We start from the raw sequence: 24,229 nt of genomic DNA, 5'->3' as shown, positions 1-24,229 counted from the left end.
GCCCTGCCTGCAACAAGCCTAGGCGGGGGAAGGAGAGGGACTCAATCGGCGCTAGTTTATACAAAAAAATGATATAATCCTCGCCAGGCGAGACGAGAGGATCCGGAATGGAATTGCATCAGCTTCGATGCTTCGTGGCGGCAGCCGAGCAGCTGCATTTCGGCCATGCGGCGCAGCAGCTCCAGATGCTGCCCTCCGCGCTCGGCCGCCAGATCAGGCTGCTTGAGGAGGATCTCGGCACACGGCTGTTTGCGCGAACCACGCGCGCGGTCTCGCTCACCGAGGATGGCACCACGCTGCTGCGCGATGCCCGCGCCATCCTCGCCAAGGTCGAGGCGGTCGAGAACAACCTTCGCAATCGCTCGCGTGCGGGAGCCGCGCGGCGGCTGCGGATCGGCGCCATCGACAGCGCGGCGGCCGGGCTCCTGCCGCCGCTGCTGCGCGACTTCCGCGACAAGCATCCCGACATCGCGGTGCAGCTGCTCGAGGACAAGACGGTCCGGCTGCTGCCAAAGATTTTGACCGGCGCGCTCGATCTCGCCTTCGTCCGCCCGCCCGACAGTGCGGACAAGCGTCTCGAATTCCGCGACCTGCTCCAGGAGACCGCCATCGTGGCGTTCCCGCAGCGGCATGCGCTGGCCGAGCGAAAGTCGATCACGCTGGCGCAGATCGCCGACGAGGCGATGCTGGTGCCGGACCGCCGCTCGCGGCCGCACAGCCACGACCTCACGATAAAACTGTTCGAGCAGGCCGGCCTCACGCCGCGCATCGTGCAGGTCGCCGACGAAAAGCAGACCATCATCCATCTGGTGGCAACGAAGCTCGGGGTTGCCATTGTGCCGCGCTGGACCACGCGGATGGCGGTCTCAGGCGTGCGCTTCGTGCCGCTTCGGCCGAAGCAGGGCGGCCCGGTCGGCCGCCTACCGCTCGCCGCCGCCTGGCTGCGCGGCTCGCGCGATCCGGCCCGCGATGCCATGCTGGCCGTGCTGGAGGCGCGCCTGCGCAGCTATGCGCGGGAGGCTTGAGAGGCTATGACATCGGCCTGGACAGAAGGTGATGCGATGACGGATCAGAAGGCTTCGAGCGAATTGCGGGTGGCCATCGCGGGCCTGGGCTCGATCGGCACCAAGGTTGCGGCCGCGCTCGATCAGGGCATCGAGGGCCTGTCGCTCTCGGCCGTGGCGGTGCGCGACCCCGCCAAGCATCAGGCCTTCATCAACGGCCTGCGCCGCTCGCCGAAAATCCTGCCGCTCGACCAGCTCGGCGACGCCGCCGACATCGTGGTCGAATGCGCGCCGAGCAGCCAGCTGCGTGCGATCGTCGAGCCCGCGGTGAAGCGCGGCAGGGCCGCGGTCGTGGTCAGCATCGGCGGGCTGCTCGACAATTTCGATCTGGTCGATCTCGCCCGCGCCAATGGCGGCCGCATCATCGTGCCGACCGGCGCGCTGATCGGCCTCGATGCCGTCAACGCCGCCGCGATCGGCACCATCCATTCGGTGAAGATGGTGACGCGCAAGCCGATCGACGGACTGAAGGGCGCGCCCTTCATTGTCCAGAACAACATCGACATCGACAATCTGCGCGAGCCGCTGAAACTGTTCGAGGGCAGCGCGCGCGAGGCGGCGAAGGGCTTTCCGGCGAACGTCAACGTCGCCGTCGCGCTGTCGCTGGCGGGCATCGGCCCCGATCGCACCCAGATGCAGGTTTGGGCCGACCCGACCGTGACGCGCAACGTTCATCGCGTCGAGGTCGAGGCGGATTCGGCGCGCTTCTCGATGTCGATCGAGAACATCCCGTCCGAGAATCCCAAGACCGGATTGATCACCGCACTGTCCGTGATCGCGCTGCTGCGCAAGCAGCGCGCCACGTTGTGTGTGGGGACGTGACGGTTGAAGCTTAACTAGCCCAGACGGCGGTGCGCTCTATCACCGTCATCCTGAGGCGCTTGCTTTGCGGCGCAGATGCGCCGCAGAGCAAGCCTCGAAGGACGACGGCCCGGCTGCATCGCGGCCGTTCATCCTTCGAGGCTCCCCACGTGGCGCGTTGCGCCCCGTGTTTCGCACCTCCAGCGACGAGCGCTATGCGCTCGCGCGGGGATGACGGAACGAATATGCGATCGCCGTGGCGCCTATCTCCACATATTTCGTCTCACGCGCCCGTCACGCGCCAGATCACGTTGCCGACGTCGTCGGCCATCAGCAGCGACTTCTTGTCGGGGCCGATCACGACGCCCACCGGACGGCCGTAGGATTCCTTCTCGTCCGCCGACAGGAAGCCCGACAGGATGTCGCGACCGGGGCCGGAGGGCCTTCCGTTCTCAAACGGGATGAACACCAGCTTGTAGCCGGACAGCTTGCTGCGATTCCACGAGCCATGCTGGCCGATCACCATGCCGTCTCCGAAGCCGGGCAGGGTGCCCGCGGGCATCCAGCACAGGCCGAGCGAGGCGGTGTGGCCGCCCAGTGCATAGTCCGGTTGAATCGCCTTGGCGACCATCGCCGGATCCTGCGGCACGCGGTCGTCGACCGTCTTGCCCCAGTAGCAATAGGGCCAGCCGTAGAAGCCGCCGTCGCGCACCGAGGTGAGATAGTCGGGCGGCGTCTCATCGCCCAGCCCGTCGCGCTCGTTGACGACGGTCCAGAGCACGCCTGTGTTCGGCTCCCAGGCAAGACCGACCGGGTTGCGCAAGCCCGCGCCAAAAATGCGATGCGTGCCGGCGGCGAGATCGAGCTCGTAGACCGCGGCGCGGCCTTGCTCGACCTCCATGCCCATCTCTGCGATGTTGCTGAGCGAGCCGACGCCGGCATAGAGCTTCTTGCCGTCGGGGCTCGCGAGCAGGCTGCGCGTCCAGTGCCCGGCCGGCTTGAAGGTGGTCAGCCGCTTGCCCGGCGCAGTGATGCGGTCGGCATTGGCGATGTAAGGGAAGGCCATCACGCCGTCGGTGTTGCCGACGTAGAAAGTGTCGCCGACCAGCGCCATGCCGAACGGCTGGTTGAGATTCTCCATGAAGGCGCCGCGCACTTCGGCGACGCCGTCACCGTCCTGGTCGCGCAAGAGCGTGATGCGGTTGGCGGAGACGCCGAGCGCGGCGGCGCGCCGCATCGTCGCCTGCATCGCGTAGTGAAACACGCTGCGCGGAGCACCTGCGATCTGGGTTGCCTCCGCAATCAGGACGTCGCCGTTGGGCAGCACCTCGATCCAGCGCGGATGGTCGAGGCCGGTTGCGAACGCATTGACCTTGAGCCCGGGCGCGACGGTCGGCTTCTGGCCCTCGTTCCAGCCGCGCGCGGTCGGCATTTTCAGCGTCGGGATCGCGCCCTGCGGCTTGGCTTCGGGAATGGCGGGCGTCTGGCCCCAGGCGGGCGGCGGCTCGGTGCCCGAGAGCTTGCGCCATTGCAGCGCGATGCCGCCGAGGAGGGCAACGAACTGCGCGAAGATGCTGGAAAAGGTCATGAGAAGCCCCTGTCGAACTCTGAGGCACCGTCCACGGCGGATCGCCCAAAACCCCGCGCGGGCTCAGGCCTGATCGTCGACCTCTCCAGATCCACGATAGAATGTCGTCGTGCCTCGTTGCGCGCGCATCCAACTGGCTGGCGGTAAAAAGGTCAACCTATGTGGGCCCGCTTCGGGCCGTTTATGGCGCAAATGGCAGCAAGCCGAATTTGCATGGCAAGCTCCATCACCGTCATCCAGCGACAATGGCTTCGCCATTGCGCGGGGATGACGGGATTAGCAGCAACGCTGCGTAGCCGTATAGAGACTGCCGTAGCCCGGATGAGCGAAGCGATATCCGGGGCGACTGGTCCCGCATGTCGCTGCGCTCATGCGGGCTACGAGCGCTGCTACACGCTCACCGCGGCGAGGTGAACGGAATGATCATCGGCACGCGGCGGCAATAGGCGCCGTAGGCGTCCTCGCCGAGCTCCTTCGACAGAAACACCTCTTCCATCCGACCCTTCTGCCACATGCCGAGCGAGATCAGGATCGCGCCGAGGATCGTCGTGACCAGGCCGATCGCGATGCCGGTGACGAGCATGCCGAAGATCAACCCCGTGTAGATCGGGTGACGCACGATGCCGTAGGGGCCGGTGTCGATGACGCGATGGTCTTCCTTGTGGGTGATGGTGTTGGACCAGAACTTTCCGAGATGCAGCCGACCCCACCAGGCGAAGGCGATGCCGGCGATCGAGAGGATCGCGGCGACGGTGACGCCGGTGTTGCCGGGCACCCAGAGCGGCTTCCAGCCCAGGAGCTCCGCAACCCACGGCGTGTACAGGATGCCGCCGACCAGGATCGGCAGGCTGTAGCGCTGCGACTCCAACGTCATGACCTGCTTCTTGGTCCGTCCCTGCCAGAACGAGGCGCCGATCCAGCTGAGGAGAAAGGCGAGCCAGATCAGGGCCAGGAGTTCGGTCGGCCAGGTCGTGGTCCAGCCACCCCAGGCGACAGAAAGAAGCTTGCTGAAATCGAAGGACATGAAGGTTCTTTGCGTTAGGCGGCGGCTTCAGCCCGCGCGCGAGGACAGCGCGTGATGCTCGATGGCGCCGGAAGGCCGCTGGCCGTTGCGGGCGAGCAGATGGGTGATGGTTTCGCGCAGGACCGGCTCGATCGGGCGCGGCGAATAGCCGAGCTCGTTACGGGCCTTGCCGATCGAAAGATCGCTCGCGGCAAGCGCGATGCGCACGCCCTCGGCGGTGCCGTTGGGAGGCCGGCGCGTGAAGTTGTCGGACAAATATTCGAGCATGATGCCGGAGAGCTCGGCGATCTTGCCGGGCACGACGACCGGGAACTGGCGGCGGCCGCTCATCGCCGACATCATCCGCAGGATGTTGCCCAGCGGCACGCAGTCGCCGCCGAGGATGTAGCGCTGGCCGATGCGGCCGCGCTCCATGGTCAGCACGAGGCCCATGGCGACGTCGCGGACGTCGACCAGATTGACCAGGAAGTTGAGATGCGGCTGCACCTTCTTCTGCAGGAAGTACCAGAGCATCGCCGTCGGCGGCGTCAGATTGTGGTCGGCGGCGCCGATCGGCATGGTCGGCGTGCCGATCACCAGCGGAAAGCCCTCGGCCGCGGCCTTGGCGGCATGATGCTCGGCGAGCGACTTCGACCGTGTATAGGCGCCCGGCATCGCCTCGGCCGGCTGCAGCGCCTCTTCGGCCGGAGCGCCTTTGAGGTCGGTATAGGGGAACAGGATCGATTCCGTCGAGCAGTGCAGGAAGCGCGACACGCCGTGCTTCATCGCGGCCGCCAGCACGACCTCGGTGCCACGGCAATTCACGTCGTGAAAGTCCTGCTTGTTCGCGACCCACATGCCGGGCAGGCCGGCGAGGTGATAGACCTGATCGACGCCGGACAGCGCGGTATCGACCGCGGCGCTATCCAGCACCGAGCCATGAACGTAGTCGACGTCGGCGTTGGCGGCGGCCGCCGGCTGGACATCGAGAACACGCACCCGCTGCCCACGGGCGCGGAGCGCTTCTACGAGATGATGTCCGATGAAACCGCTGCCACCGGTAACCAGTACGAGAGCCATGAAGAAGGTTTGCTGTTTCGCTTCTGGAGCTATCGGGTTGAAAGGGAATTGGTCGGAAGAGGCGCCAGAATCGCGGCAAGGTCGCGACGGAAGCCCAGTGCAATGAATAATTTTGCCATGACAAACATCGGTCCCAGCAAAAGATGCGAGGGAAACGTGAACAACGAGGCCTCGCGCCCCTCAAAAACCTTGTGGCCGATGGCCTGCGCGGCGAAGCCGAGCGCGACCAGGGCGGCAAAAATCGCCCACATCGTCACGGTGCTGACTTGCGCCGCAATGGTCGACGCGATCGAGAACAGCACGATGGAGACCGCCAGAATGCCGGCCCCGAGCGCCAGATCGAGCAGCAGCCAATAGATCAGGACCGGCAGGGCCAGGATCACCGCCAGGCTGACCTCGGACCCGAACAGCGGGACCTTCACCAGCGTCAGCGGCATCACCGCGCCGGTGAACAGCAGGAGGATGCCCACCACATGCATCGCCGTGTTCCGGGGATCGCGATGGTACTCGACATAAACGGCAAGTTGGCGTTGAAAAAAGCCACCCATCTTGGTCTCATGCAGAACGGGGTCGGGGAAGGACGAACAGAGCCTATAGCACCTGATAGAGCAGTGCACAAACCGGCACTATTGTCGCGCAAGACCATACCGTCGCGCTGTGCGACAGATCACAAAACGATCAGGACTTCAAAGGGTTCCGTCGGACGCCTGGGAGCGTCTGCTTACCGCTTCTTGGCGGGCTTTTTCGCCGCAGGCGCAGGTGCCGCAGCCGGATGCGCGGGGGCGTCCTCGGGCACCTTCGCATAGGTCAGGATTTGCAACTGGCCGTTGACGGCCGAGGTCGGCTTGGCCCGGTCGAGAAACTGCTCCTCGCCGAGCCCGATCGGATGCAGTCGTTTGGTCGAGATCTTGAACGTGTTCACCAGCACGTCGCGGATCGCGTCGGCGCGACGCTGGCTCAGGATCGCGTTGGCCTCGCGCGTCTTCGAATTGGATTCGACGTGGCCGACGATCAGGAAGGTGTAGGGCAGCAGCGAGGAGTGAACCAGCGCGTCCGCGATGCGGCCGACGGTCTGGTAGGACGCCGGCTGGATGATCGGCGTGTCGGCATCGAACTGGATCTGCGCGTTGAAGGCGGACAGCTTGGCGAGATCGGGCGCGATCGGCGGCCGGTTCACCGGACCCGGATCGTTCTTGATCCTGGCCTTGGCGCGCTCCATCACCTGCTGCTTCAAGGCGGGGAGATCGACCTCGCCGGCCTCTTCGTAATGGTTCAGCTTGCCGACGATGTCGTCGCGGGTCGGCGCCGCCGTCTGTGCGCTTGCGGCGCCCGCAAGCAAGACGAGACCGAGCGCGACGCATAGTCCGACGCTGGAAAACCCCTTGGCACGCATCAGCGATACCCCGCGTCGTCGACGGCCTTCAGGCAGTTGTTGCTGATGCCCTTGGGCGTCGAGACCAGGCAGGGGATCGACTTGCTGGTCTCCTTGGTCGAGCCGCCGCAGACCTTGACGATCTCGCGCTGGCAGGCGTTCGCCACGGTGACGCGCGCGGCGACGCGCTTCTGGATGGCGTCGAAGACGCCGAGATAGTCGCTCTGGCACTGCGGCGAGAGCACGTCGCGGTTGCGCGACAGGCACTCCTTCAGCCGGGTCGAGTCCGGATTGACGCCGCGGCAATTGGCGACGATTTCCGCGCCGCAGCTCGCCGCCAGCTTCCCGATCGAATCGCCAAAGCTCATGGTTTCCGCCGCCGCAAGCGACGGCATAACCAATGCCAGCACGATCAATGTGATGGAGCCCCGGACCATGGGTTTATCTGATACGGGGAAGTTCGCGGTGGTCAAGGGCTGTTCGGGGGAGAACTGTCGAGAGTCCGGCAAGTGCGGCGAACAGTCCTCACTCGGGATCGGCGAGGGGCGGCCATTCGATCAGGACGGCCGTGTGGTTCCTGAGGTCGTCGGCAACAGCAGGATCAGCCTTGAGCTCCTCCAGCGTCCTCGGCGGGGGAAGCTGGCGGCCGTCCTCGATCAGGTCCTGCGCATAGAACCCGAGCGCCTCGGGTGCATTCTCGAGGGCCTCATCCACATCGTCGCCGCCCGAGATGCAGCCGGGCAGGTCCGGAAACCACAGGCTGACGGCCTCGTCCGGGCCGGCGTCCTCGATGATGGCGACGTAGTGGGCCATACCGGGCCTCACGCCCGCTGCACAAAGCTGTCCACGACCTTCTTCTCGCCGGCCTTGTCGAAGGCGATGGTGAGCTTGTTGCCGTCGATCTTGGTGACGCGGCCGTAGCCGAATTTCTGGTGGAAGACGCGGTCTTCGAGCGAAAATTCCGAGGTCGTTCCTGTGGATTTGGCGACCAGCTCGCCCTCGATGGTCAGGGGACCGCGGCGGCGCGAGGAGAAGCTGCCGAAATCCGGTCCGGATGACGAGGACGATGAGAACGTCGCGGCTTCTTCCTCGAAGCCGCCGCTTCTGCCGCCGCTATTGCGGCCACCGCCGCGGTTACGGTTGGCTTGCGCCCGCTGCCAGCCCGGCGTCGTGTAGCTGGAGCCGAACGCTTCCATGTCGTCGAAGCGCGAGGCGCCGTAGCCGCCGGTGCCGCCCCAGGCCGAGCCGCCCTTGGATTCCGTGATCTCGACATTGGCCGCCGGCAGTTCGTCGAGGAAGCGCGAGGGGATCGTGGTCGACCAGGTGCCATGGATGCGCCGGTTGGTCGCGAAATAGATCATGGCGCGGCGGCGCGCGCGGGTCAGGCCGACATGGCCGAGCCGGCGCTCTTCCTCGAGGCCCGCGCGGCCCTGTTCGTCCAGCGTGCGCTGGCTCGGGAACAGGCCTTCCTCCCAGCCGGGCAGGAACACGTTGTCGAATTCGAGGCCCTTGGCCGAATGCAGCGTCATCAGCGACACCGCATCCTCCTCAGCGCCACCGTCGCGGTCCATCACCAGCGAGATGTGCTCCAGGAAGCCTTGCAGGTTCTCGAACTCCTCCATCGAGCGCACGAGCTCTTTCAGGTTCTCCAGCCGGCCTGCGGCGTCCGCCGAGCGGTCCTTCTGCCACATCTCGGTGTAGCCGCTCTCGTCGAGCACGATCTGGGCCAGATCAGTGTGCGCGGTGACCTCGCGCTGGGTGCGCCAGCGGTCGAACTGGGCGACGAGGTCGCGAAGTGACCCACGCGCCTTCGGCTTCAGCTCGTCGGTCTCGACCACGGCGCGCGCCGCCTCGAACAGGGGAATGCGGCGCTTGCGGGCGTGGTCGTGCAGCATCTGCACGGTGGCATCGCCGAGGCCGCGCTTCGGCGTATTGATGATGCGTTCGAAGGCGAGATCGTCGGCCGGCGAATTGATGACGCGCAAATAGGCCAGCGCGTCGCGGATTTCGGCGCGCTCGTAGAAGCGCGGACCGCCGATGACGCGATAGGGCAGGCCGAGGGTGACGAAACGGTCTTCGAACTCGCGCATCTGGTAGGAGGCGCGCACGAGAATGGCGATCTCGTTGAGCTTCTCGCCCTGGCGCTGGATCTGCTCGATCTCCTCGCCGATGCCGCGGGCTTCCTCTTCCGAATCCCAGGAGCCCGTGACGGTGACCTTCTCGCCTTCGACGTCCTCGGTGCGCAGCGTCTTGCCGAGCCGGCCCTCATTGTGCGCGATCAGGTGCGAGGCGGCGGCGAGGATGTGGCCGGTCGAGCGGTAGTTGCGCTCGAGGCGGATCACCTTGGCGCCCGGAAAATCGTGCTCGAAGCGCAGGATGTTGTCGACCTCGGCGCCGCGCCAGCCATAGATCGACTGGTCGTCGTCGCCGACGCAGCAGATGTTTTTGGTGGGGGCTGCAGCAGCCACCGTCATTCCGGGATGCGCCGAAGGCGCAGACCCGGAATCTCGAGCTGAGGACTCATCTCCGGATTCTCCGACGCGCAATTGCGCGTCGTAGTTCGCGTCGTCGACGCGCTCCGGAATGACGGCTTTGGCCGAAGACGGCGCCTGCGACAGCAGCCGCAGCCACAGATATTGCGCGACGTTCGTATCCTGGTACTCGTCGACCAGGATGAACTTGAAGCGCTGCTGATACTGCCTGAGGATATCCGGGTGCTCGCGGAAGATGCGGATGTTCTCCAGCAGGAGATCGCCGAAATCGGCCGCGTTCAAGATCTTCAGCCGCTCCTGATAGCTCGCATAGAGCTTGCCGCCCTTGCCGTTGGCGAACATCGCGGCTTCGCCCGAGGGCACCTGCGAGGGCATCAGCCCGCGGTTCTTCCAGCCGTCGATCAGGCCGGCCAGCATGCGCGCCGGCCAGCGCTTGTCGTCGATGTTCTCGGCCTGGAGCAGCTGCTTGAGCAGCCGCACCTGGTCGTCGACGTCGAGCACGGTGAAGTTGGATTTGAGCTGCGCCAGCTCGGCATGAAAACGCAGGATGCGGCCGCCGATGGAGTGGAATGTGCCGAGCCACGGCATGCCTTCCACGGCGTGGCCGAGCATCTGGCCGAGCCGGTGCTTCATCTCGCGCGCGGCCTTGTTGGTGAAGGTCACCGACAGGATCTCGGCGGGGCGGGCGCGGCCCTGGCTCAGGATATGGGCGATGCGCGTGGTCAGCACGCGCGTCTTGCCGGTGCCGGCGCCGGCCAGCACCAGGACCGGGCCGTCCAGCGTCTCCACCGCCTCGCGCTGCTCCGGATTGAGCCCGGACAAATATTTCGGGCCCACCGAGGCGCGCGCGCGCGCGGCGATGCCGCCGGCTGCGGGCTGGTGGTCGGGTACGCTGGTGATCTTGCTCGGCTCGGTCATGCGAATCATTTGGCCCCACGATGGCACCGCGGGGTGACGGGAGGGAGCCTTCTTAACAGGGATTGGTGCCTATATGGGGCGCCGGTGCGAGGTTTTCCACGTACGCGGCCGGCCGATTTGTTCCTGCGCGAGGTGCGAATTTCGCCGTTATGCGTCCCGGAACCTCGTTCCCGCGTCGAGATTGTCTGGGCAGGTGGCGCGGCCAGCCGTGCCGAGAGACATCAAGACGAGGGTTTGACCATGCTAGGCTGGGTTGTGACGTTTCTGGTTATCGCACTGATCGCCGGCATCCTGGGCTTCGGCGGCATCGCCGGCGCCTCGATCGAGATCGCCAAGATCATCTTCTTCATCGCGGTCGTCCTGTTCCTGGTCTCGGCCGTGGTCGGCTTGGCGCGCGGCCGCAACAGGATATAGCGCGCCGGATCATGCACTACCGCTTCGAGGGCATCGCCACATTCCTGCCGATGCCCTCGGGGCGCGTCAGGGCGCTGTGGGACTTGGCGACCCCAGCAATGCGCTGCTGGATGTCGGGCGGAAACGGCGCAACGCGCCGCGCCTTCATGTCCATGTGCAGCGACATGTTCTCCGAGGTCGCTGACAGCCAGCCCTCGGTGCCGTGCCTCATCTCCTCGAAGGTGTGCAGCCGCTTGTCGTCGGCTTCCAAGAGCCACACCAGGATCTGCACGGGATCGCCGAGATGGATCTCGCGCAAATAGCGCACATGGCATTCGGCGGTGAAGGTCGAGCCGTGACGCTCTTTCTTGTAGACCGGACCGATCCCGAGCTCGAGCCAGAACTCGTCGATCGCCCGGTCGAACATGACGTTGTAATAGGCCATGTTGAGATGGCCGTTGTAGTCGATCCATTGCGGCTCGATCTGCATGATCGAGGAGCGGAACGGCTCCGCGTCGGGCGCCGTGGCGGCAGTCTCCGGCATGTGTCCTTCCCAAGCTATGCGTCCGGTCCCTTGACTTGACCGGTTATGTGTCCTTTGCCACGGTTGTTCTGTCGGGAGGAATTTCCGTGGGTACGACCATCACCAATAATCCGCCGCGGCCGGAGCCGAAAGCCCTCGCGAGCGCGCTGGAACAGCTCGCCGCACGCTTCGGCAACCGCCTCGTCACCTCGCAGGCCGTCCGCGAGCAGCACGGCCATACCACCACGTGGATCGTCAACCAGCCGCCGGACGGCGTGGTGATGGCGCAGGAGACCGCCGACATCCAGGACGTGGTGCGGATCTGCGCGAAGAACCGCGTGCCCGTGATCGCCTTCGGCACCGGCACCTCGCTGGAGGGCCAGGTCAACGCGCCCGCCGGCGGCATCTCGATCGACCTGCGCGACATGAACAAGGTGCTCGCGGTGCATGCCGAGGATCTCGACTGCGTGATCCAGCCCGGCGTCACCCGCAAGGCGCTGAACGAGCATCTGCGCGACCAGGGCCTGTTCTTCCCGATCGATCCCGGCGCGGATGCTTCCCTCGGCGGCATGGCCTCGACCCGCGCCTCCGGCACCAATGCGGTGCGCTACGGCACCATGCGCGACAGCGTGCTGGCGCTGAAGGTGGTGCGCGGCGACGGCGAGATCATCACCACGGGCACGCGCGCGAAGAAATCGTCCGCGGGCTACGACCTGACGCATCTGTTCGTCGGCGCCGAAGGTACGCTCGGCATCATCTCGGAACTGACGATCCGCCTGCGCGGCATTCCTGACACGATTGCGGCCGGCGCGGTGTCGTTTGAGACCGTGCACGGAGCCTGTCAGGCCGTGATCCTGGCGATCCAGACCGGTATTCCCGTCGCGCGCATCGAGCTGCTCAATGCCGCGCAGGTGAAGGCCTGCAACGCGTACTCGAAGCTGACGCTGCCGGAGACGCCGCTGCTCCTCATGGAATTCCACGGCAGCGAGATCGAGGTCGCCGAGCAGTCCAAGGCGTTCGGCGAGATCGCAAAGGACTGCGGCGGCGGCGAATTCTCCTGGACCACCAAGCCGGAGGATCGCACCAAGCTGTGGCAGGCCCGGCACGACGCCTATTGGTCGGTGAAGGCGCTGCGCCCCGGTGACAGCATCGGTGTGGTTGCAACCGACGTCTGCGTGCCGATCTCGCGGCTTGCCGATTGCGTCAGCGAGACCGAGGAGGACCTCAAGCGCCTCAATTTGTTGTCGCCGATCGTCGGCCATGTCGGTGACGGCAATTTCCACTGCTCGCTGGTCTGCGACACCAATGACGCGGCCGAGATGGCGCGCGGCGAGGAGTTCATGCATCGCCTGGTCGAGCGCGCCCAGTCGATGGACGGCACCTGCACCGGCGAGCACGGCATCGGCCAGGGCAAGCAGAAATACCTCGAGGCCGAGCTCGGCCCCGAGGCGCTGGACGCGATGCGGGCACTGAAGAAGGCGCTCGATCCGCTCAACATCTTCAACCCCGGCAAGATCGTGCCGGAGGCGTAACGCAGTCCGGGAACTTTCGGCAGCCGGGGCGGTTCCAATTCCCGACAATTTCCGATGCCTCAATGGCGCGGCTTTGCGGGAGGATGCGATGTTGCGACCGGTCATTGGAATTGCCGTGATGGCGCTTGCCTGCCTGCTGGCGGGGACGGCTCTGGGCAAGGGCGGTGGTGGTCACGGTGGCGGACATGGCGGTGGTCACGGCGGCGGCCATGGCGGCGGCCATCACGGTGGCGGCCATCACGGCGGTGGCCATGGCGGTGGTCATCACGGCGGCGGCCATTTCCGGGGCCACGGCTTCGGGCATGCGCATGGTGGAGGTCATCATCGCGCGATGCGGTTTGCAACCGGCGCCCGACACGGTTCGAATTTCGGTCAGATCCGCAATGCGTCCGTGCGCCCTGCGAACTTCCGCAACGCTCTCAACCTGCATTCCAGCGCCTTCCGCAACGGTCGTCTGATCAGCAACCCGGCGGCGCGCGCCCAGATCACGGCGGCGGCCGCGCTTGCCGGCTGGCATGGCGCCAGCAGCGGATGGTGGCAGCATACGGGCGGCGGCTACGGCTGGGTCGGACCGCTGTTCTGGCCGTTCGCCTATAACGATCTCTACGACTACACGATCTGGGGCGACGGTCTCGGCTTCTGGGGCTACGGCTATCCGGACATCTATGCCGGCCTCTTCGGCCCCTACGGCTATGATGGTCTGTCAGCCTATCTGCCGCAGCGCCCGCAGGGACGGCGGCAAGCGCGCGGCGTTGCGCTGGATCAGCTGTGCGGCAGCGACCGGCGCGAGATCGTCGGTCTGCCGATCGACCAGATCGCCGCGGCGGTGCAGCCGACCGAGGCGCAAGGCGCCAGTCTCGATGCACTCGGCAGTGCCTCGATCGACGCTGCCGCGCTGATCCGCACATCCTGTCCGACTCAGGTCGCGGCGACAGCACCCGGCCGGCTGGCGGCGATGCAGCAGCGGGTCGAGGCGATGGTGAAAGCCGTCGATCTCGTTCAGCCTACCCTCGATAGGTTCTATGGTTCGCTCACCGACGAGCAGAAGGCGCGCTTCAATGCGCTGGCTGAAGATCAGCGTCGTGCGACGGCGTCCAACGGCAGTGGGGGATCGCTAGTGCAGACCTGCGCTGCGCCCGCTGCGATTGACTGGCCCGGCACCGACATCGAGGCCCGGCTTCATCCCAACGACACGCAGCGCGCCGCGCTGCAGGTGCTCCAGGACACCAGTGCGAAGGTCAGCGCATCGCTCAAGGCGGCCTGCCAGCCCAGCGAGGTGATGACGCCGCCGGCGCGAATGGCCGCGGTCCGCAAGCGGCTCGATGTGATGCTCGACGGCGTCAAATCGGTGCGCGCGGCGCTGGAGGATTTCTACGCCACGCTGAATGACGAACAGAAGGCGCAGTTCGAGGCCATCGGACCACGTCGGACGTCCTGAATGCGTATCAAGTGTGACGGAAAAATCCGCCTCGCCGATCTCGGCAGGCCTCTCTATGCTGGGGAGAGGCGGCAGCGCGGCAATATGACGGCGCGAAGACCGCGGATGGTGAGGCGATGAGTTGGTTCGCGCGCAAGATGCGACAGGACATCTGGGACGAAGCCATCGAGGGACCGCTCGGCGACATCGAGGCCGCCGCGCGCATTCGTGCGATCTGCGAGGCGGCGGCCGCGAGCGCTGCGGGGTCGGCGCGCAACGACAGGCGCGAAAGCGCGCGCTACGAGCGCGCGGCCAAGGTCGCGATGGAGATCGCGATGAAGATCTCGGATGGACTGATGCGCGATGATGCGGTCCATCGCATCGTCGATCTCTGCATGGAGGCGGGCGACCTCAAGACCGCGCAGATCCTGTTTCGCGCGATCCATGCCAGCTGGATCCGCGAGACGGTGCAGCGGGACCATCCGACACTGGCGCAGTAAAGACCGATCATTGCCACGCGGAAGGTGCGCTCCCTCCCCCGCATGCGGGGGAGGGTTGGGGAGAGGGTGCTTCCGCAACGGGACAATCCCCAAGAGGCGAGAGCCCTCACCCGGCGCTCCGCGCCGACCTCTCCCGCAAGCGGGAGAGGTTGGGAGCCCGCGGCTCGGCCAGCGTCCCCAACTATTCTGCTTTGGCCAGCTTGCGCACGGCCTCGTCCACGCTGTGGAAGATGCGCTCGCGGGGCAGGGCGTCGTACAATCTGAAGCGCTCGAACGCGTCCTGTGCGCGCACCGATTCCAGCCGTGCCAGCGCGACGGTGACGCCCTGTTCGTTGCACGCCTTGAAGATTTCGAGCAGGATCTGCGCGGCGGTGAAGTCGATCTCGACCATGCCGCTCGCTTCCAGCACCAGGAGTTGCGGCGTCGCCGTGCCGAGCACCTTCGCGACGTCGCTGCGGAAGCCCGGTGCGTTGAGGAACGAGAGCGGCGCCTGCAGCCCGATCACGGCAACGCCGTCGATGTGCTCGCCGCTGATGTGGGGATGGGCCGGCCACCAGATCGTGGTGCCCGGCACGCGCTCGAACTCGACCAGCCGCGCCCGCGTCGTGCTCCAGATGCCGTGCAGCAGCGACAGCACGATGCCGAGGAACGCGCCCTGCTGGATCGGCAGTATGATGATCAGGGCGGCGGTGGCGAGGATCAGCAGGAATTCGCTTCGAGATTGGCGGTAGATCGTGACGATCTGCTTCGTGCGGACGATGCGTAGCGCGACGAACAGCAGGATGCCGCCGAGCGCTGCGTCGGGAACGTGTTGCAGCAGTCCGGTGCCGAACGCGAGCAGCGCCAGCACGATCACCGCCGCCGCAAGCCCCGCGAGCTGCGATTGTCCGCCGGTCTCGGCCACGATCCCCGTGCGCGGCGGGCTGGCATTGACCGGAAACGCGCCGAACAGGCCGGACAGCACGCTGCCGGCGCCGGCGCCGAGGAAGTCGCGATCGACGTCGGCAGGCTTGTCGGGATCGGACGGGAACGACCGCGTGGTCGCGGCGGTCTGCACCATCACCACGACCGTGATCACGAAGGCGAGCGACACCAGATGCACCCAATGCTCCGGCGCAAGCTCGGGCACGGTCAACCGCGGCAGCGTGCCCGGCACCACGCCGACGACGCTGACGCCCTTGCTTTCGAGGCCGAGCGCGATCGTCGCCAGCGTCGCGGCGACGAGCCCGATCAGCGCGCCCGGAATTTTCGCGCTGATCTTCTCAGAGACGAAGACCGTCGCGAGCACACCGAGGCCGATGCACAGCGTGAAGGGATTGCTGCGGCTGAGCTCGCCGGCGAGCAGCCCGATGCGATCGAGCATCGGCCCGCTCGGCGACTTCAGTCCCAGCACGCCGGGCAATTGCGACACGATGATGTGGGCGGAGATGCCGGCGAGGAAGCCGACCATCACCGGCACCGACAGGAGGTTGGCGATGCCGCCAAGTCGGAAGGCGCCGCCGGCGAGCATCATTGCGCCGACCATCAGCGCCAGCGCGACCGCAAACCCCTGATATTCCGGCGAGCCGACCGCAGCGAGCGCCGCAAGTCCGCCGGCGAAGATCGGCGTGATCGTGGAGTCGGCGCCGCAGGACAGGAAGCGGTTGCCGCCCAGCAGCGCAAAGCCGAGCGAGCCGGCCATGAACGCGAAGAAGCCGATCTGCGGCTCAAAGCCGCCAAGCCGCGCGGTGGCCATCTGCTCCGGGATCGCAATCGCCGCCAGCGTCAGCCCCGCCATCAGGTCGCCCGGCAGCGAATAGGAGGCGAGCGAGCGGAACAGCGGCCATGCGTGCTCTTTTGAGCTCTTGGCGTCGGCGTCGTGCGGCATCGATGAGACGTCCCCGGAAAGGCTGGCGGTGGCCGATCAGACTACAGCATTTCAGGAGTGGGCACAGAAGGCTATCCACGCCTCGCGTGTCCCGGACGCGCTGCAACGCGTAGCGTTGCTGCGCAGAGCCGGGACCCAGGATGCTGCACAGTTTGCTGCCGCATGGGCCCCGGCTCTGCAGCGCACCGCCGAAGGGGCGCTGCGCTGCGTCCGGGGCACGAGAAGAGTCAGTCTGTCACCATCAACAAGAATGTCCGCAGGCCGGAGCCTGCGGACATCCATTCGCTCGCGCGCGTCCCCCTCAGTACCGGCCGCGGTCGTTGTGATAATCGCCGCCGCGGCCGCCACCGCCCATGCCCATGCCGAGGCCAATCCCGATGCCGATGCCTTGCATGATGGCGCCGGGCGGCGGGCCGCGATCCGGCGGCGGTGCGCGCTCATAGACCACGTCTTCAGGCGGCGGCCGGCGCGGCTTCGGCGGCGTTTCGACCACCTTGCGCTTCGGCGGCGTCTCGTCGACGCGCTTCTTGATGACAGGCGCTACCGCCGGATTGACCGGAGAGGCCGGAGGCGTAGGTGTCGAGCACGGGCAGGTCGGCGCCATCGCGACGGCGATCGGAGCAGGAGTGGCCGCGGCGGCAACCGGCAAGGCATAGTTGCGGTTCTGCACGCGGAGCAGCAGCCTGCGCGCGGTTGCCGCCAGATCGCTATTGTCCCAGTTCGCGAGGTAAGCCTCGAACGAGGCGCGCGTGTTGATCGCGACCGCGCGCTCCCAGGCCAGCATCTGGCGCCGGCGCTCCACCACCGTGCGCAGGCGCGGGGTGCGGGCGTCCTGCGCGTACAGCTCGATATAGGCCTGATACGCTTCTACGGTGTCATCAGTGATCACAAGCTCATAGGCGGCCTTCGGCTCCTTGCCCTGCAAATCCCGGCGCCAGTCCGCGACGCTGCGCGTGCCGCTGGCGAGCGCCATGGCGGATGCGCCCGGCAGAGCCGGCTGACCGCTGCTCTCGCCGCCGAAGAACCTGAAATCGGTCGTCAGCGACGAGCTTTCCCAGGGGATCTGCCGTCCGTCGGTCGATTGCGCCACCGCGACGCGGATGCGCTTGAACACCTCCTCGATCGGCAGATTGGGCTGCTTGGCGACGGTCAGCGCGGCCGTGGTGTAGGGGCTGTCGATGCCGTTGCCGTCCTCGGCTTCGGCGCCGGGCGAGGTCGAATAGGAAATGAAGGAGCCGGGCGCGCCGGCCTTGGTGTCGACGATCGCAAGCCCGTGGCCGGCGCCGCTGAGCGCGGGGAACGGGTTGTTGCGACAGGCATCGAGCATGAAGATGCGCGCCCGCGTCGGCAGTGCGCCGAGCGTGTTGAGCATGTCGTTCAGCCGCACGCCCTGGAGCGGAATGTCGGCCTCGCGCTTGGGGTCGAGGTCGACGGGCACCAGATAGTTCTCGCCGTCGATCTGCAGGCCGTGGCCGGCATAGAACACCAGCGCGACGGTGTCGGCGCCGCTGGCGCTGACCTTGCCGGCGAAATCCGAGATCGCCGCGCGCATCTCGTTCTGGCCGAGGTTGGCTGCCGACGTGACGGTGAAGCCGGCATTGCCGAGCAGCTCGGTCATGCCCTTGGCGTCGTTGGCGGCGTTGGGTAGTTCCGGCACGGTGCGATAGGCGGATTGGCCGATCACCAGCGCAAGCCGCGCTTCGGCCGCGGCATCGGTCGGCATCGTCAGTTGTGTGAGAGCAAGAAGGCCGGACGCAAGCAGCAAATTGGAAAGGACTGGACGGCGCATGATGTCACCTCCATCGGCAATGCGCGCGATGATGTCACCTTTTCTAGATCCGTACCATGACGCCGTCTGTGCGCTGGCTCACGCTTGGCGTGCGACAAATCGGGCAGAATGTCTGCCCGGCTGGCGCGTCCGGCCGTGCGCCGTCAAGGCAGTCCGCGGTCCCAGGGCGTCACGGGCGCAAAGCGCGCGGCGAGAAAGTCGATGAAGGCGCGCACCTTGGCCGGCGGCCGGCGGTCGGGCAGGTAGACCGCATGCACCGCCGACGTCTGGATCTCCGGCTGATCGAGCGGCAGCGCGACGAGCGCGCCTGAGCGCAGATCGTCGGCGATGATGAAGGTGGGTTGGCGCACAAGGCCGAGGCCGGCCAGCGTCGCCGCGCGCAGCGCATCGCCGTTGTTGGCACGCAAGGTGCCGCTGACCTGGACGCGGATCTCGCCCTCTGCGCCGAACAGCCATTCCGCCGCGCTCGCCTGCTGCGAGAGCGTGTAGCCGAGGCAATTGTGTCCGGCGAGGTCGGCGACGGTGCGCGGCGTGCCATGCCTGGCAAGATAGGAAGGTGCGGCACAGACCACGAGGCGGTTCGGCGCGAGCTTTCGCGCCACCATGCTGGAGTCGCGCAAGCTGCCGATGCGGATCGCGAGGTCCCAGCCTTCCTCGGCGAGGTCGACGAGGCGATCGTTGAGACCGAGCTCGACGGTGACCTCGGGATGGGCGGCCGAAAACTCCGCGATCGCAGGCGCGATCTGCCTTGTGCCGAACACGACGGGGACGTTGACGCGCAGCAGCCCGCGCGGCTCGACGCGTTCGCGCGCGATCGCGGCGTCGGCGGCCTCCATGTCGGCGAGGATGCGCTCGGCCGATTCCAGATAGCTCCGTCCGGCCTCGGTGATGGAGAGCCGCCGGGTGGTGCGGTGGAACAGTTTTGTGCCGAGTCGCGTCTCCAGCGAAGCCACATGCTTGGTCACCATGGTCTGCGACAGGCCCATGGCCCGGGCCGCGCCGGAGAGGCTGCCGGCTGCGGCCACCCTCGCGAAGACTTCCAGGCTGGTCAGGCGGTCGAGCAAACTATTTCACTCTTCTAGTGTGAAGTATATTTCGAAAATAGCAGATTATCATCGATTTGAGAATAGATCATGGTGCGCCGCAAAGGAGACCGCCATGATCGATTCCCGTACCGCCCCCTACGCCGCGCTTGTGCTGCGCGTGACCCTGGGCGCGCTGTTCCTCGCCCATGCCAGCCTGAAGCTGTTCGTGTTCACCCCGGCTGGCACCGCAAAGTTCTTGGGCAGCCTCGGCTTCCCGCCCGAGCTCGCCTATCTCATCATGACCGTGGAAGTGCTCAGCGGCGTTGCCCTGATCCTCGGCGTCTGGACCCGCTACGCGGCGCTCGCGGGCATTCCGATCCTGCTCGGCGCGATCTTCTCGGTGCACGGCGCGGCCGGCTTCTTCTTCTCCAATCCGAAGGGCGGCTGGGAATTCCCCGCCTTCTGGGCGATCGCGCTCGCGGCGCAGGCCCTGCTCGGCGACGGCGCCTACGCGCTGCGTCCCTCGCGTGATGTGCAGGCTGCGGGCGGCCAGCTCAGCGGCGCGCATTCGCGCTGACGTCACCGCATTCGCTCCGACCTTGCGAGCCGCGGGATCACGATCCCGCGGCTTTCGTTCGTCTGCTTCGTACAATCCGATCGATATGCGTTCGGCATTGATCCATACCTGAATTGGATCGATCCCTCTCAATCCTGCATGGCAGGCCTCGTCGCTGCCGTGCGGCATGCGCGAAAACACCGACAAATAAAGGCGTTCCGTCGCGATTTCTGCAGTGCGCCTGTTGCGCGCGCCATCGCGACGCCGCCGGGCGCATCCCTTGCCTGTGTTGTCGCTTTGGCCATACAGTCGAGCCAACACGCCGCGACAATGATCGCGGCTGCAAAAAGAATAATTGGGGAGAGACCGCACCATGACCATCGTGCCCGTGAACCGCCGCGCGTTCATCAAGTCATCGGCGGCGGTCACCGCCGGCCTCGTGCTCTCTCCAGGGATCATCGGCCGTGCCGAAGCTGCGACGCTGAAGCTGAAATGCTCCTCCTCGCTGCCGAACGATCCGAAATTCGCCAATGGCCGCGTCTATTACGACAACCTCGTCAAGAATTTGAAGGGCAACGGGCTGGGCGAGCAGGTCGAGGTCGCGTTCTTTCCGGACAACCAGCTCGGCCAGGAAATCGACGTCATCAATTCGGTGAAGCTCGGCGTCATCGACCTCATGGTGTCGGGCTCGTCGATCTCGGCCAATCTGGTGCCGCTGGTCGGCACCTTCGATCTCGGCTTCCTGTTCTCGAGCTTCCCGCAGCAGACCAAGGCGTTCGACTCCGGCGCCGCCAAGCCGATCGAGGACGCGCTGCTCAAGGGCGGCAACATCCGCATCATCGCCTGGGCCTATAATTTCGGCTCGCGCAGCGTGCTGGCGAAGAAGCCGGTGAAGACGCCGGAGGATCTCGCCGGGCTCAAGATCCGCACGCTGCCCAATCCCGTCATCACCGAATGCCTGCGCCTGATGGGCGCGGCCGCAACGCCGCTGGCTTTCGGCGAGATCTACACGGCCTTGCAGGCCGGCGTGCTCGATGGCCTCGAGCACGATCCGCCGACGATCCTCGCAAGCAAGTTCTTCGAGACGGCCAAATTCTACGCGCTGACGCAGCACAATTTCTCGCCGCTGGCGATCTACTTCAGCGACATGACCTACAACCGCATGGATCCGAAGCTGCGCGAGGGTTTTCTCGATGCCGCGAAGAAGGCCGCGGTCGACACCCGCGCCCATGGCCTTGCGGTCGAGAAGGAGGCGCTGGCGACGCTCGGCGAGAAGGGCGTGACGGTGGCCGAATGTGACCGCGAAGCCTTCAAGAAGCGCGTCGCGCCGCAGTACGAGAACTTCATCAAGGCACGGCCGGAATCCAAGCCGGTCATCGACATGATCCGCGCGACGCAAGCCTGATGGCCAAGTCCCAATGGCCAAGTCCGAAATGGCGATGACAGCCGCCGTGCCGCTTTCGGGCGGCCGCCACGGCAGCATGATACTTCTGCTTCGCATCAGCGACGCGATCGCGGCCGTGCTGCTCGCCGCCGATCTCGTGGTCGTCTGCGCCTCCGTGCTGCTGCGCTTCTTCTTCAACGCGCCGGTCGAATGGTCCGACGACGTCGCGCGCGGATTGATGGTCGGCTCGGCCTTCTTCGGCGCGGCGAGCGCGCTCGCGCGCGGCGAGAATGTCGGCGTCTCCTTCTTTCGCGACCTGTTGCCGGTGCGGCTGCGCACGCTGGTCGATGCCGCCAGCGCCCTGCTGATCGTGCTGATCTCCGGCTACGTCGCCTATCACGCCATCAAGCTGGGCTCGCTGACCGCCGGGCAGACCACCGGCTCCGGCCTGCCGCTGGAATTGACCTTCTATCCGATGGGCGTCGGTGCGCTGTTCATGACGGTGTTCGCGATCGATCATCTCTGCGCGCGGCCGCTGCCTGATATCGTCAGGGGCCTCGTTTCGATCATCGTCGTGACCGGGCTTTATCTCGCCTGGGATTATCTTTCGCCGGCCTCGGTGCCGTCGGCGGGCACGCTGATGCTGATCGGCTTCTTCGCGACCCTGTTCGGCGGCTTGCCGATCGGCTTTGCGCTGGCGCTCGCCGCGCTGATCTTCATCTGGGTCGAGGGCGCGCTGCCCGGCGTCATCTTCGCGCAGCAGATGGCGCGCGGCATCGACAATTTCGTGCTGCTGGCGATCCCGTTCTTCATTCTCGTCGGCTACCTCATGGAAGCCAACGGCATGTCGGTGCGCCTGATCGAGCTGTTGCAGCGTGCGGTCGGGCGGATGCGCGGCGGCCTCAACGTCGTGATGGTGGCCTCGATGGTGCTGTTCTCCGGCATCTCGGGCTCGAAGATGGCCGATGTCGCCGCAGTTGGCTCGGTGCTGATCCCGGCAGCGCGCCGCTCGAAACAAAATCCCGGTGGCGCAGTAGCACTGCTCGCGGCCTCCGCGGTGATGGCGGAAACCATTCCGCCCTGCATCAACCTGATCATCCTCGGCTTCGTCGCCAACCTGTCGATCGGCGGCCTGTTCATGGCCGGGCTGCTGCCGGCAGCGCTGATGGCGCTGGTGCTGATCGCGGTCTCCATCATCTTCGGCAAGCCGCCGGCGGAAGCCGAAGACGTCGCGCCGCAGGCGCCGGTGTCCGGGCTCTGGAGCGGCGCGATCGCGGCGTTCGGCCTGATCTTCATGATCTTCTTCGGCTTCAAGAGCGGCTTTGCCACGGCGACCGAAATCTCCGCCTTTGCCGTCGCCTATGCGCTGGCCGTCGGCAGCGTCGTGTTCCGCGAGCTCAGCTTCAAGACCGCGGCCCATAGTTTCGTCCAGGCCGCAACGCGCGCGGGGCTCGTGCTGTTCATCGTCGCCGCCGCGCAATCGCTGGCGTTCACGCTGACCCTGCAGCAGGTCCCGCACGCGGTCGGCGATTTCATGCTGGGACTGTCGAAGACCTCGGGCGTCTGGATGTTCATCCTGCTCGCCATCGTCGTGCTGATCGTGATGGGTTCGGTGCTGGAGGGCGCGGCCGCGCTGATCATCTTCGGGCCGCTGCTGTTGCCGGTGGCGGTGCAGCTCGGCGTCGATCCCCTGCATTTCGGCGTCGTGCTGGTCATCGCGATGGGCATCGGCCTGTTCGCGCCGCCGCTCGGGCTCGGGCTTTACGGTGCCTGCCTGATCGGCAACGTTCCGATCGAGCAGACGGTGAAGCCGATCATGGGCTATCTTGGCCTCTTGTTCCTCTGCCTGCTCGTCATCGCCTTCGTGCCATGGCTCTCGACCGCGCTGCCGCGGGCATTCGGCTACTGAAGGAGTTTTGTCGTGAAGGTCCTGCTCGCGCACACCCCGGAGATGCGGCGCAATTACTACGGCGATCGCAGCCTGAACGGCCTGCGCGCGGCCGCCGAGGTGATCCTGCACGAGAGCGATGACACGCTGGACGCCGCCGGCCTCGTGCGTGCCGCGAAGGATGCCGACATCATCGTCGCCGATCGCATGACGGAAGGGCGCGGCGAGATCTTCGCGCAATTGCCGCGTCTGCGGGCCTTCGTCCGCTGCGCCGTCGACATCCGCAACGTCGATGTGGAAGCGGCCTCGGAGGCCGGCGTGCTCGTGACCCGCGCCGGCCCCGGCTTCGTGCAGGCCGTCGCCGAACTCGCGCTCGGCTTCATGATCGATCTCTCCCGCGGCGTGTCGCGGACGACGGCCGAGTACCAGGCCGGCCGCAAGCCCGAGGCGCGGATGGGCCGCCAGCTCGCCGGCAGCAAGGTCGGCATCATCGGCTATGGCAGCATCGGGCGCTATCTCGCCGAGATCGCAAAAGTGCTGCGCATGGAGGTGCTGGTCTCCGATCCCTTCGCTGATGTCAGCGATGCTGCGATCCGGCAGGTCGGTCTCGACGAGCTTCTCGCCGCATCGGACTATGTCGTCTGCCTCGCAATCGCCAACGAGCAGACCGAGAATCTGATCGGGGAGGCGGCGTTGGCGCGCATGCAGAAGCATGCCGTGTTCATCAATCTCTCCCGCGGCAATCTCGTCGACGAGGCCGCGCTGGCACGCGCGCTGCGCGAGAACCGCATCGCCGGCGCGGCGATGGACGTCGGCCGTGCACCGGACCAGATGCCGACGCCCGAGCTTGCGAAGCTGCCGAACGTCATCGCGACCCCGCATGTCGGCGGTTTGACGCCGCAGGCGATCGAGTACCAGTCGCTGGAAACCGTGCGGCAGGTCGAAGCCATCGTGCGGGGCGAGGTGCCGCAAGGCGCCGTCAACGCCGAGCGTTGGACGCGGCGCTCCTGAGAACGCGGCCTGACTTGAACCTCGTC

At 66.3% G+C, this 24,229-nt stretch carries 22 protein-coding genes; 10 read left to right on the top strand and 12 right to left on the bottom strand.

Annotated features, from left to right (window positions below; genetic code table 11):
* The first annotated feature begins 107 nt into the window (after positions 1 to 107).
* Both IQ16_RS27350 and IQ16_RS27345 read left to right on the top strand, forming a co-directional pair.
* The gene (locus IQ16_RS27350) at positions 108 to 1,025 is read left to right on the top strand and encodes a LysR family transcriptional regulator (RefSeq protein WP_018640903.1); all 918 of its coding nucleotides are present in this window, start codon (positions 108 to 110) and stop codon (positions 1,023 to 1,025) included.
* A 36-nt stretch (positions 1,026 to 1,061) separates the two neighbouring features.
* Positions 1,062 to 1,886, top strand: coding sequence for an aspartate dehydrogenase (locus IQ16_RS27345; protein WP_018640902.1), 825 nt, complete (start codon positions 1,062 to 1,064; stop codon positions 1,884 to 1,886).
* Between the two features lie 262 nt (positions 1,887 to 2,148).
* Here the strand turns inward: IQ16_RS27345 and IQ16_RS27340 are convergent, their stop codons facing one another.
* The 8 genes from IQ16_RS27340 to IQ16_RS27305 all read right to left on the bottom strand — a co-directional run bounded on the left by IQ16_RS27340 (position 2,149) and on the right by IQ16_RS27305 (position 10,327).
* A complete protein-coding gene (locus tag IQ16_RS27340; RefSeq protein WP_018640901.1) occupies positions 2,149 to 3,453 on the bottom strand; it encodes a PQQ-dependent sugar dehydrogenase in 1,305 nt (434 codons plus the stop codon).
* Between the two features lie 397 nt (positions 3,454 to 3,850).
* Positions 3,851 to 4,477, bottom strand: a complete 627-nt coding sequence (locus IQ16_RS27335; RefSeq protein ID WP_018640900.1) for a methyltransferase family protein — start codon at positions 4,475 to 4,477, stop codon at positions 3,851 to 3,853.
* Between the two features lie 27 nt (positions 4,478 to 4,504).
* Complete coding sequence (locus IQ16_RS27330) at positions 4,505 to 5,536, bottom strand: NAD-dependent epimerase/dehydratase family protein (protein WP_018640899.1); 1,032 nt, start codon at positions 5,534 to 5,536, stop codon at positions 4,505 to 4,507.
* 29 nt (positions 5,537 to 5,565) lie between these two features.
* Complete coding sequence (locus IQ16_RS27325; protein ID WP_018640898.1) at positions 5,566 to 6,084, bottom strand: Mpo1 family 2-hydroxy fatty acid dioxygenase; 519 nt, start codon at positions 6,082 to 6,084, stop codon at positions 5,566 to 5,568.
* Between the two features lie 173 nt (positions 6,085 to 6,257).
* A complete protein-coding gene (locus IQ16_RS27320; RefSeq protein ID WP_018640897.1) occupies positions 6,258 to 6,929 on the bottom strand; it encodes an OmpA family protein in 672 nt (223 codons plus the stop codon).
* Positions 6,929 to 7,345: a hypothetical protein gene (locus tag IQ16_RS27315; protein WP_018640896.1), complete on the bottom strand. Its 417-nt coding sequence runs from the start codon at positions 7,343 to 7,345 to the stop codon at positions 6,929 to 6,931. The genes IQ16_RS27320 and IQ16_RS27315 overlap by 1 nt, the downstream gene beginning before the upstream one ends.
* 88 nt (positions 7,346 to 7,433) lie before the next feature.
* Entirely contained in the window at positions 7,434 to 7,721 is a 288-nt protein-coding gene (locus IQ16_RS27310; protein WP_018640895.1) for a type II toxin-antitoxin system HicB family antitoxin, read from the bottom strand.
* An 8-nt stretch (positions 7,722 to 7,729) separates the two neighbouring features.
* Entirely contained in the window at positions 7,730 to 10,327 is a 2,598-nt protein-coding gene (locus IQ16_RS27305) for an ATP-dependent helicase (protein WP_018640894.1), read from the bottom strand.
* A gap of 231 nt (positions 10,328 to 10,558) precedes the next feature.
* Here IQ16_RS27305 and IQ16_RS27300 point away from each other — a divergent pair, with 231 nt between their 5' ends.
* A complete protein-coding gene (locus IQ16_RS27300) occupies positions 10,559 to 10,732 on the top strand; it encodes a DUF1328 domain-containing protein (RefSeq protein WP_008556598.1) in 174 nt (57 codons plus the stop codon).
* A 16-nt stretch (positions 10,733 to 10,748) separates the two neighbouring features.
* Here IQ16_RS27300 and IQ16_RS27295 read toward each other — a convergent pair whose 3' ends face one another.
* Positions 10,749 to 11,255 (bottom strand): thioesterase family protein, encoded by a 507-nt coding sequence (locus IQ16_RS27295; RefSeq protein ID WP_018640893.1) that lies wholly within the window; start codon positions 11,253 to 11,255, stop codon positions 10,749 to 10,751.
* 86 nt (positions 11,256 to 11,341) lie between these two features.
* On the opposite strand from IQ16_RS27295, the gene IQ16_RS27290 reads away from it, so the two are divergent.
* From IQ16_RS27290 to IQ16_RS27280, 3 genes are all read left to right on the top strand, one after another.
* Positions 11,342 to 12,766 (top strand): FAD-binding oxidoreductase, encoded by a 1,425-nt coding sequence (locus IQ16_RS27290; protein WP_018640892.1) that lies wholly within the window; start codon positions 11,342 to 11,344, stop codon positions 12,764 to 12,766.
* Between the two features lie 88 nt (positions 12,767 to 12,854).
* Entirely contained in the window at positions 12,855 to 14,204 is a 1,350-nt protein-coding gene (locus tag IQ16_RS27285) for a Spy/CpxP family protein refolding chaperone (protein WP_026311684.1), read from the top strand.
* Between the two features lie 116 nt (positions 14,205 to 14,320).
* A complete protein-coding gene (locus IQ16_RS27280; protein WP_026311683.1) occupies positions 14,321 to 14,683 on the top strand; it encodes a hypothetical protein in 363 nt (120 codons plus the stop codon).
* A gap of 181 nt (positions 14,684 to 14,864) precedes the next feature.
* Here the strand turns inward: IQ16_RS27280 and IQ16_RS27275 are convergent, their stop codons facing one another.
* The 3 genes from IQ16_RS27275 to IQ16_RS27265 form a co-directional block, all read right to left on the bottom strand.
* Positions 14,865 to 16,550 carry a SulP family inorganic anion transporter gene (locus IQ16_RS27275; RefSeq protein ID WP_018640891.1) on the bottom strand — a complete coding sequence of 562 codons (1,686 nt, stop codon included), beginning with the start codon at positions 16,548 to 16,550 and terminating at the stop codon, positions 14,865 to 14,867.
* Positions 16,551 to 16,851: 301 nt separating this feature from the next.
* Entirely contained in the window at positions 16,852 to 18,339 is a 1,488-nt protein-coding gene (locus IQ16_RS27270; protein ID WP_018640890.1) for a caspase family protein, read from the bottom strand.
* A 143-nt stretch (positions 18,340 to 18,482) separates the two neighbouring features.
* Positions 18,483 to 19,403 (bottom strand): LysR family transcriptional regulator, encoded by a 921-nt coding sequence (locus tag IQ16_RS27265; RefSeq protein ID WP_145831850.1) that lies wholly within the window; start codon positions 19,401 to 19,403, stop codon positions 18,483 to 18,485.
* A gap of 94 nt (positions 19,404 to 19,497) precedes the next feature.
* Between IQ16_RS27265 and IQ16_RS27260 the strand changes: the two genes are divergently transcribed.
* The 4 genes from IQ16_RS27260 (at position 19,498) to IQ16_RS27245 (ending at position 24,203) form a co-directional block, all read left to right on the top strand.
* Positions 19,498 to 19,941 (top strand): DoxX family protein, encoded by a 444-nt coding sequence (locus IQ16_RS27260; protein ID WP_145831849.1) that lies wholly within the window; start codon positions 19,498 to 19,500, stop codon positions 19,939 to 19,941.
* Between the two features lie 352 nt (positions 19,942 to 20,293).
* Positions 20,294 to 21,325, top strand: a complete 1,032-nt coding sequence (locus tag IQ16_RS27255; protein ID WP_018640887.1) for a TRAP transporter substrate-binding protein — start codon at positions 20,294 to 20,296, stop codon at positions 21,323 to 21,325.
* Positions 21,326 to 21,359: 34 nt separating this feature from the next.
* Positions 21,360 to 23,213 (top strand): TRAP transporter large permease, encoded by a 1,854-nt coding sequence (locus IQ16_RS27250; protein WP_035665886.1) that lies wholly within the window; start codon positions 21,360 to 21,362, stop codon positions 23,211 to 23,213.
* A 12-nt stretch (positions 23,214 to 23,225) separates the two neighbouring features.
* Positions 23,226 to 24,203: a hydroxyacid dehydrogenase gene (locus IQ16_RS27245; RefSeq protein WP_018640885.1), complete on the top strand. Its 978-nt coding sequence runs from the start codon at positions 23,226 to 23,228 to the stop codon at positions 24,201 to 24,203.
* Positions 24,204 to 24,229 lie beyond the last annotated feature (26 nt).

Origin of the sequence: Bradyrhizobium huanghuaihaiense (assembly GCF_007830635.1) — a bacterium.
Taxonomy (GTDB): Bacteria; Pseudomonadota; Alphaproteobacteria; order Rhizobiales; family Xanthobacteraceae; genus Bradyrhizobium; species Bradyrhizobium huanghuaihaiense.
This window is presented reverse-complemented; position numbering and strand designations above follow the sequence as displayed.

What these genes read in the sequence shown, in the direction of transcription:
- IQ16_RS27350 (WP_018640903.1), top strand. Translation starts at nt 108, where the DNA reads ATGGAATTGCATCAGCTTCGATGCTTCGTGGCGGCAGCCGAGCAGCTG.
- IQ16_RS27345 (WP_018640902.1), top strand. Translation starts at nt 1,062, where the DNA reads ATGACGGATCAGAAGGCTTCGAGCGAATTGCGGGTGGCCATCGCGGGC.
- IQ16_RS27340 (WP_018640901.1), bottom strand. Translation starts at nt 3,453, where the DNA reads ATGACCTTTTCCAGCATCTTCGCGCAGTTCGTTGCCCTCCTCGGCGGC.
- IQ16_RS27335 (WP_018640900.1), bottom strand. Translation starts at nt 4,477, where the DNA reads ATGTCCTTCGATTTCAGCAAGCTTCTTTCTGTCGCCTGGGGTGGCTGG.
- IQ16_RS27330 (WP_018640899.1), bottom strand. Translation starts at nt 5,536, where the DNA reads ATGGCTCTCGTACTGGTTACCGGTGGCAGCGGTTTCATCGGACATCAT.
- IQ16_RS27325 (WP_018640898.1), bottom strand. Translation starts at nt 6,084, where the DNA reads ATGGGTGGCTTTTTTCAACGCCAACTTGCCGTTTATGTCGAGTACCAT.
- IQ16_RS27320 (WP_018640897.1), bottom strand. Translation starts at nt 6,929, where the DNA reads ATGCGTGCCAAGGGGTTTTCCAGCGTCGGACTATGCGTCGCGCTCGGT.
- IQ16_RS27315 (WP_018640896.1), bottom strand. Translation starts at nt 7,345, where the DNA reads ATGGTCCGGGGCTCCATCACATTGATCGTGCTGGCATTGGTTATGCCG.
- IQ16_RS27310 (WP_018640895.1), bottom strand. Translation starts at nt 7,721, where the DNA reads ATGGCCCACTACGTCGCCATCATCGAGGACGCCGGCCCGGACGAGGCC.
- IQ16_RS27305 (WP_018640894.1), bottom strand. Translation starts at nt 10,327, where the DNA reads ATGATTCGCATGACCGAGCCGAGCAAGATCACCAGCGTACCCGACCAC.
- IQ16_RS27300 (WP_008556598.1), top strand. Translation starts at nt 10,559, where the DNA reads ATGCTAGGCTGGGTTGTGACGTTTCTGGTTATCGCACTGATCGCCGGC.
- IQ16_RS27295 (WP_018640893.1), bottom strand. Translation starts at nt 11,255, where the DNA reads ATGCCGGAGACTGCCGCCACGGCGCCCGACGCGGAGCCGTTCCGCTCC.
- IQ16_RS27285 (WP_026311684.1), top strand. Translation starts at nt 12,855, where the DNA reads ATGTTGCGACCGGTCATTGGAATTGCCGTGATGGCGCTTGCCTGCCTG.
- IQ16_RS27280 (WP_026311683.1), top strand. Translation starts at nt 14,321, where the DNA reads ATGAGTTGGTTCGCGCGCAAGATGCGACAGGACATCTGGGACGAAGCC.
- IQ16_RS27275 (WP_018640891.1), bottom strand. Translation starts at nt 16,550, where the DNA reads ATGCCGCACGACGCCGACGCCAAGAGCTCAAAAGAGCACGCATGGCCG.
- IQ16_RS27270 (WP_018640890.1), bottom strand. Translation starts at nt 18,339, where the DNA reads ATGCGCCGTCCAGTCCTTTCCAATTTGCTGCTTGCGTCCGGCCTTCTT.
- IQ16_RS27260 (WP_145831849.1), top strand. Translation starts at nt 19,498, where the DNA reads ATGATCGATTCCCGTACCGCCCCCTACGCCGCGCTTGTGCTGCGCGTG.
- IQ16_RS27255 (WP_018640887.1), top strand. Translation starts at nt 20,294, where the DNA reads ATGACCATCGTGCCCGTGAACCGCCGCGCGTTCATCAAGTCATCGGCG.
- IQ16_RS27250 (WP_035665886.1), top strand. Translation starts at nt 21,360, where the DNA reads ATGACAGCCGCCGTGCCGCTTTCGGGCGGCCGCCACGGCAGCATGATA.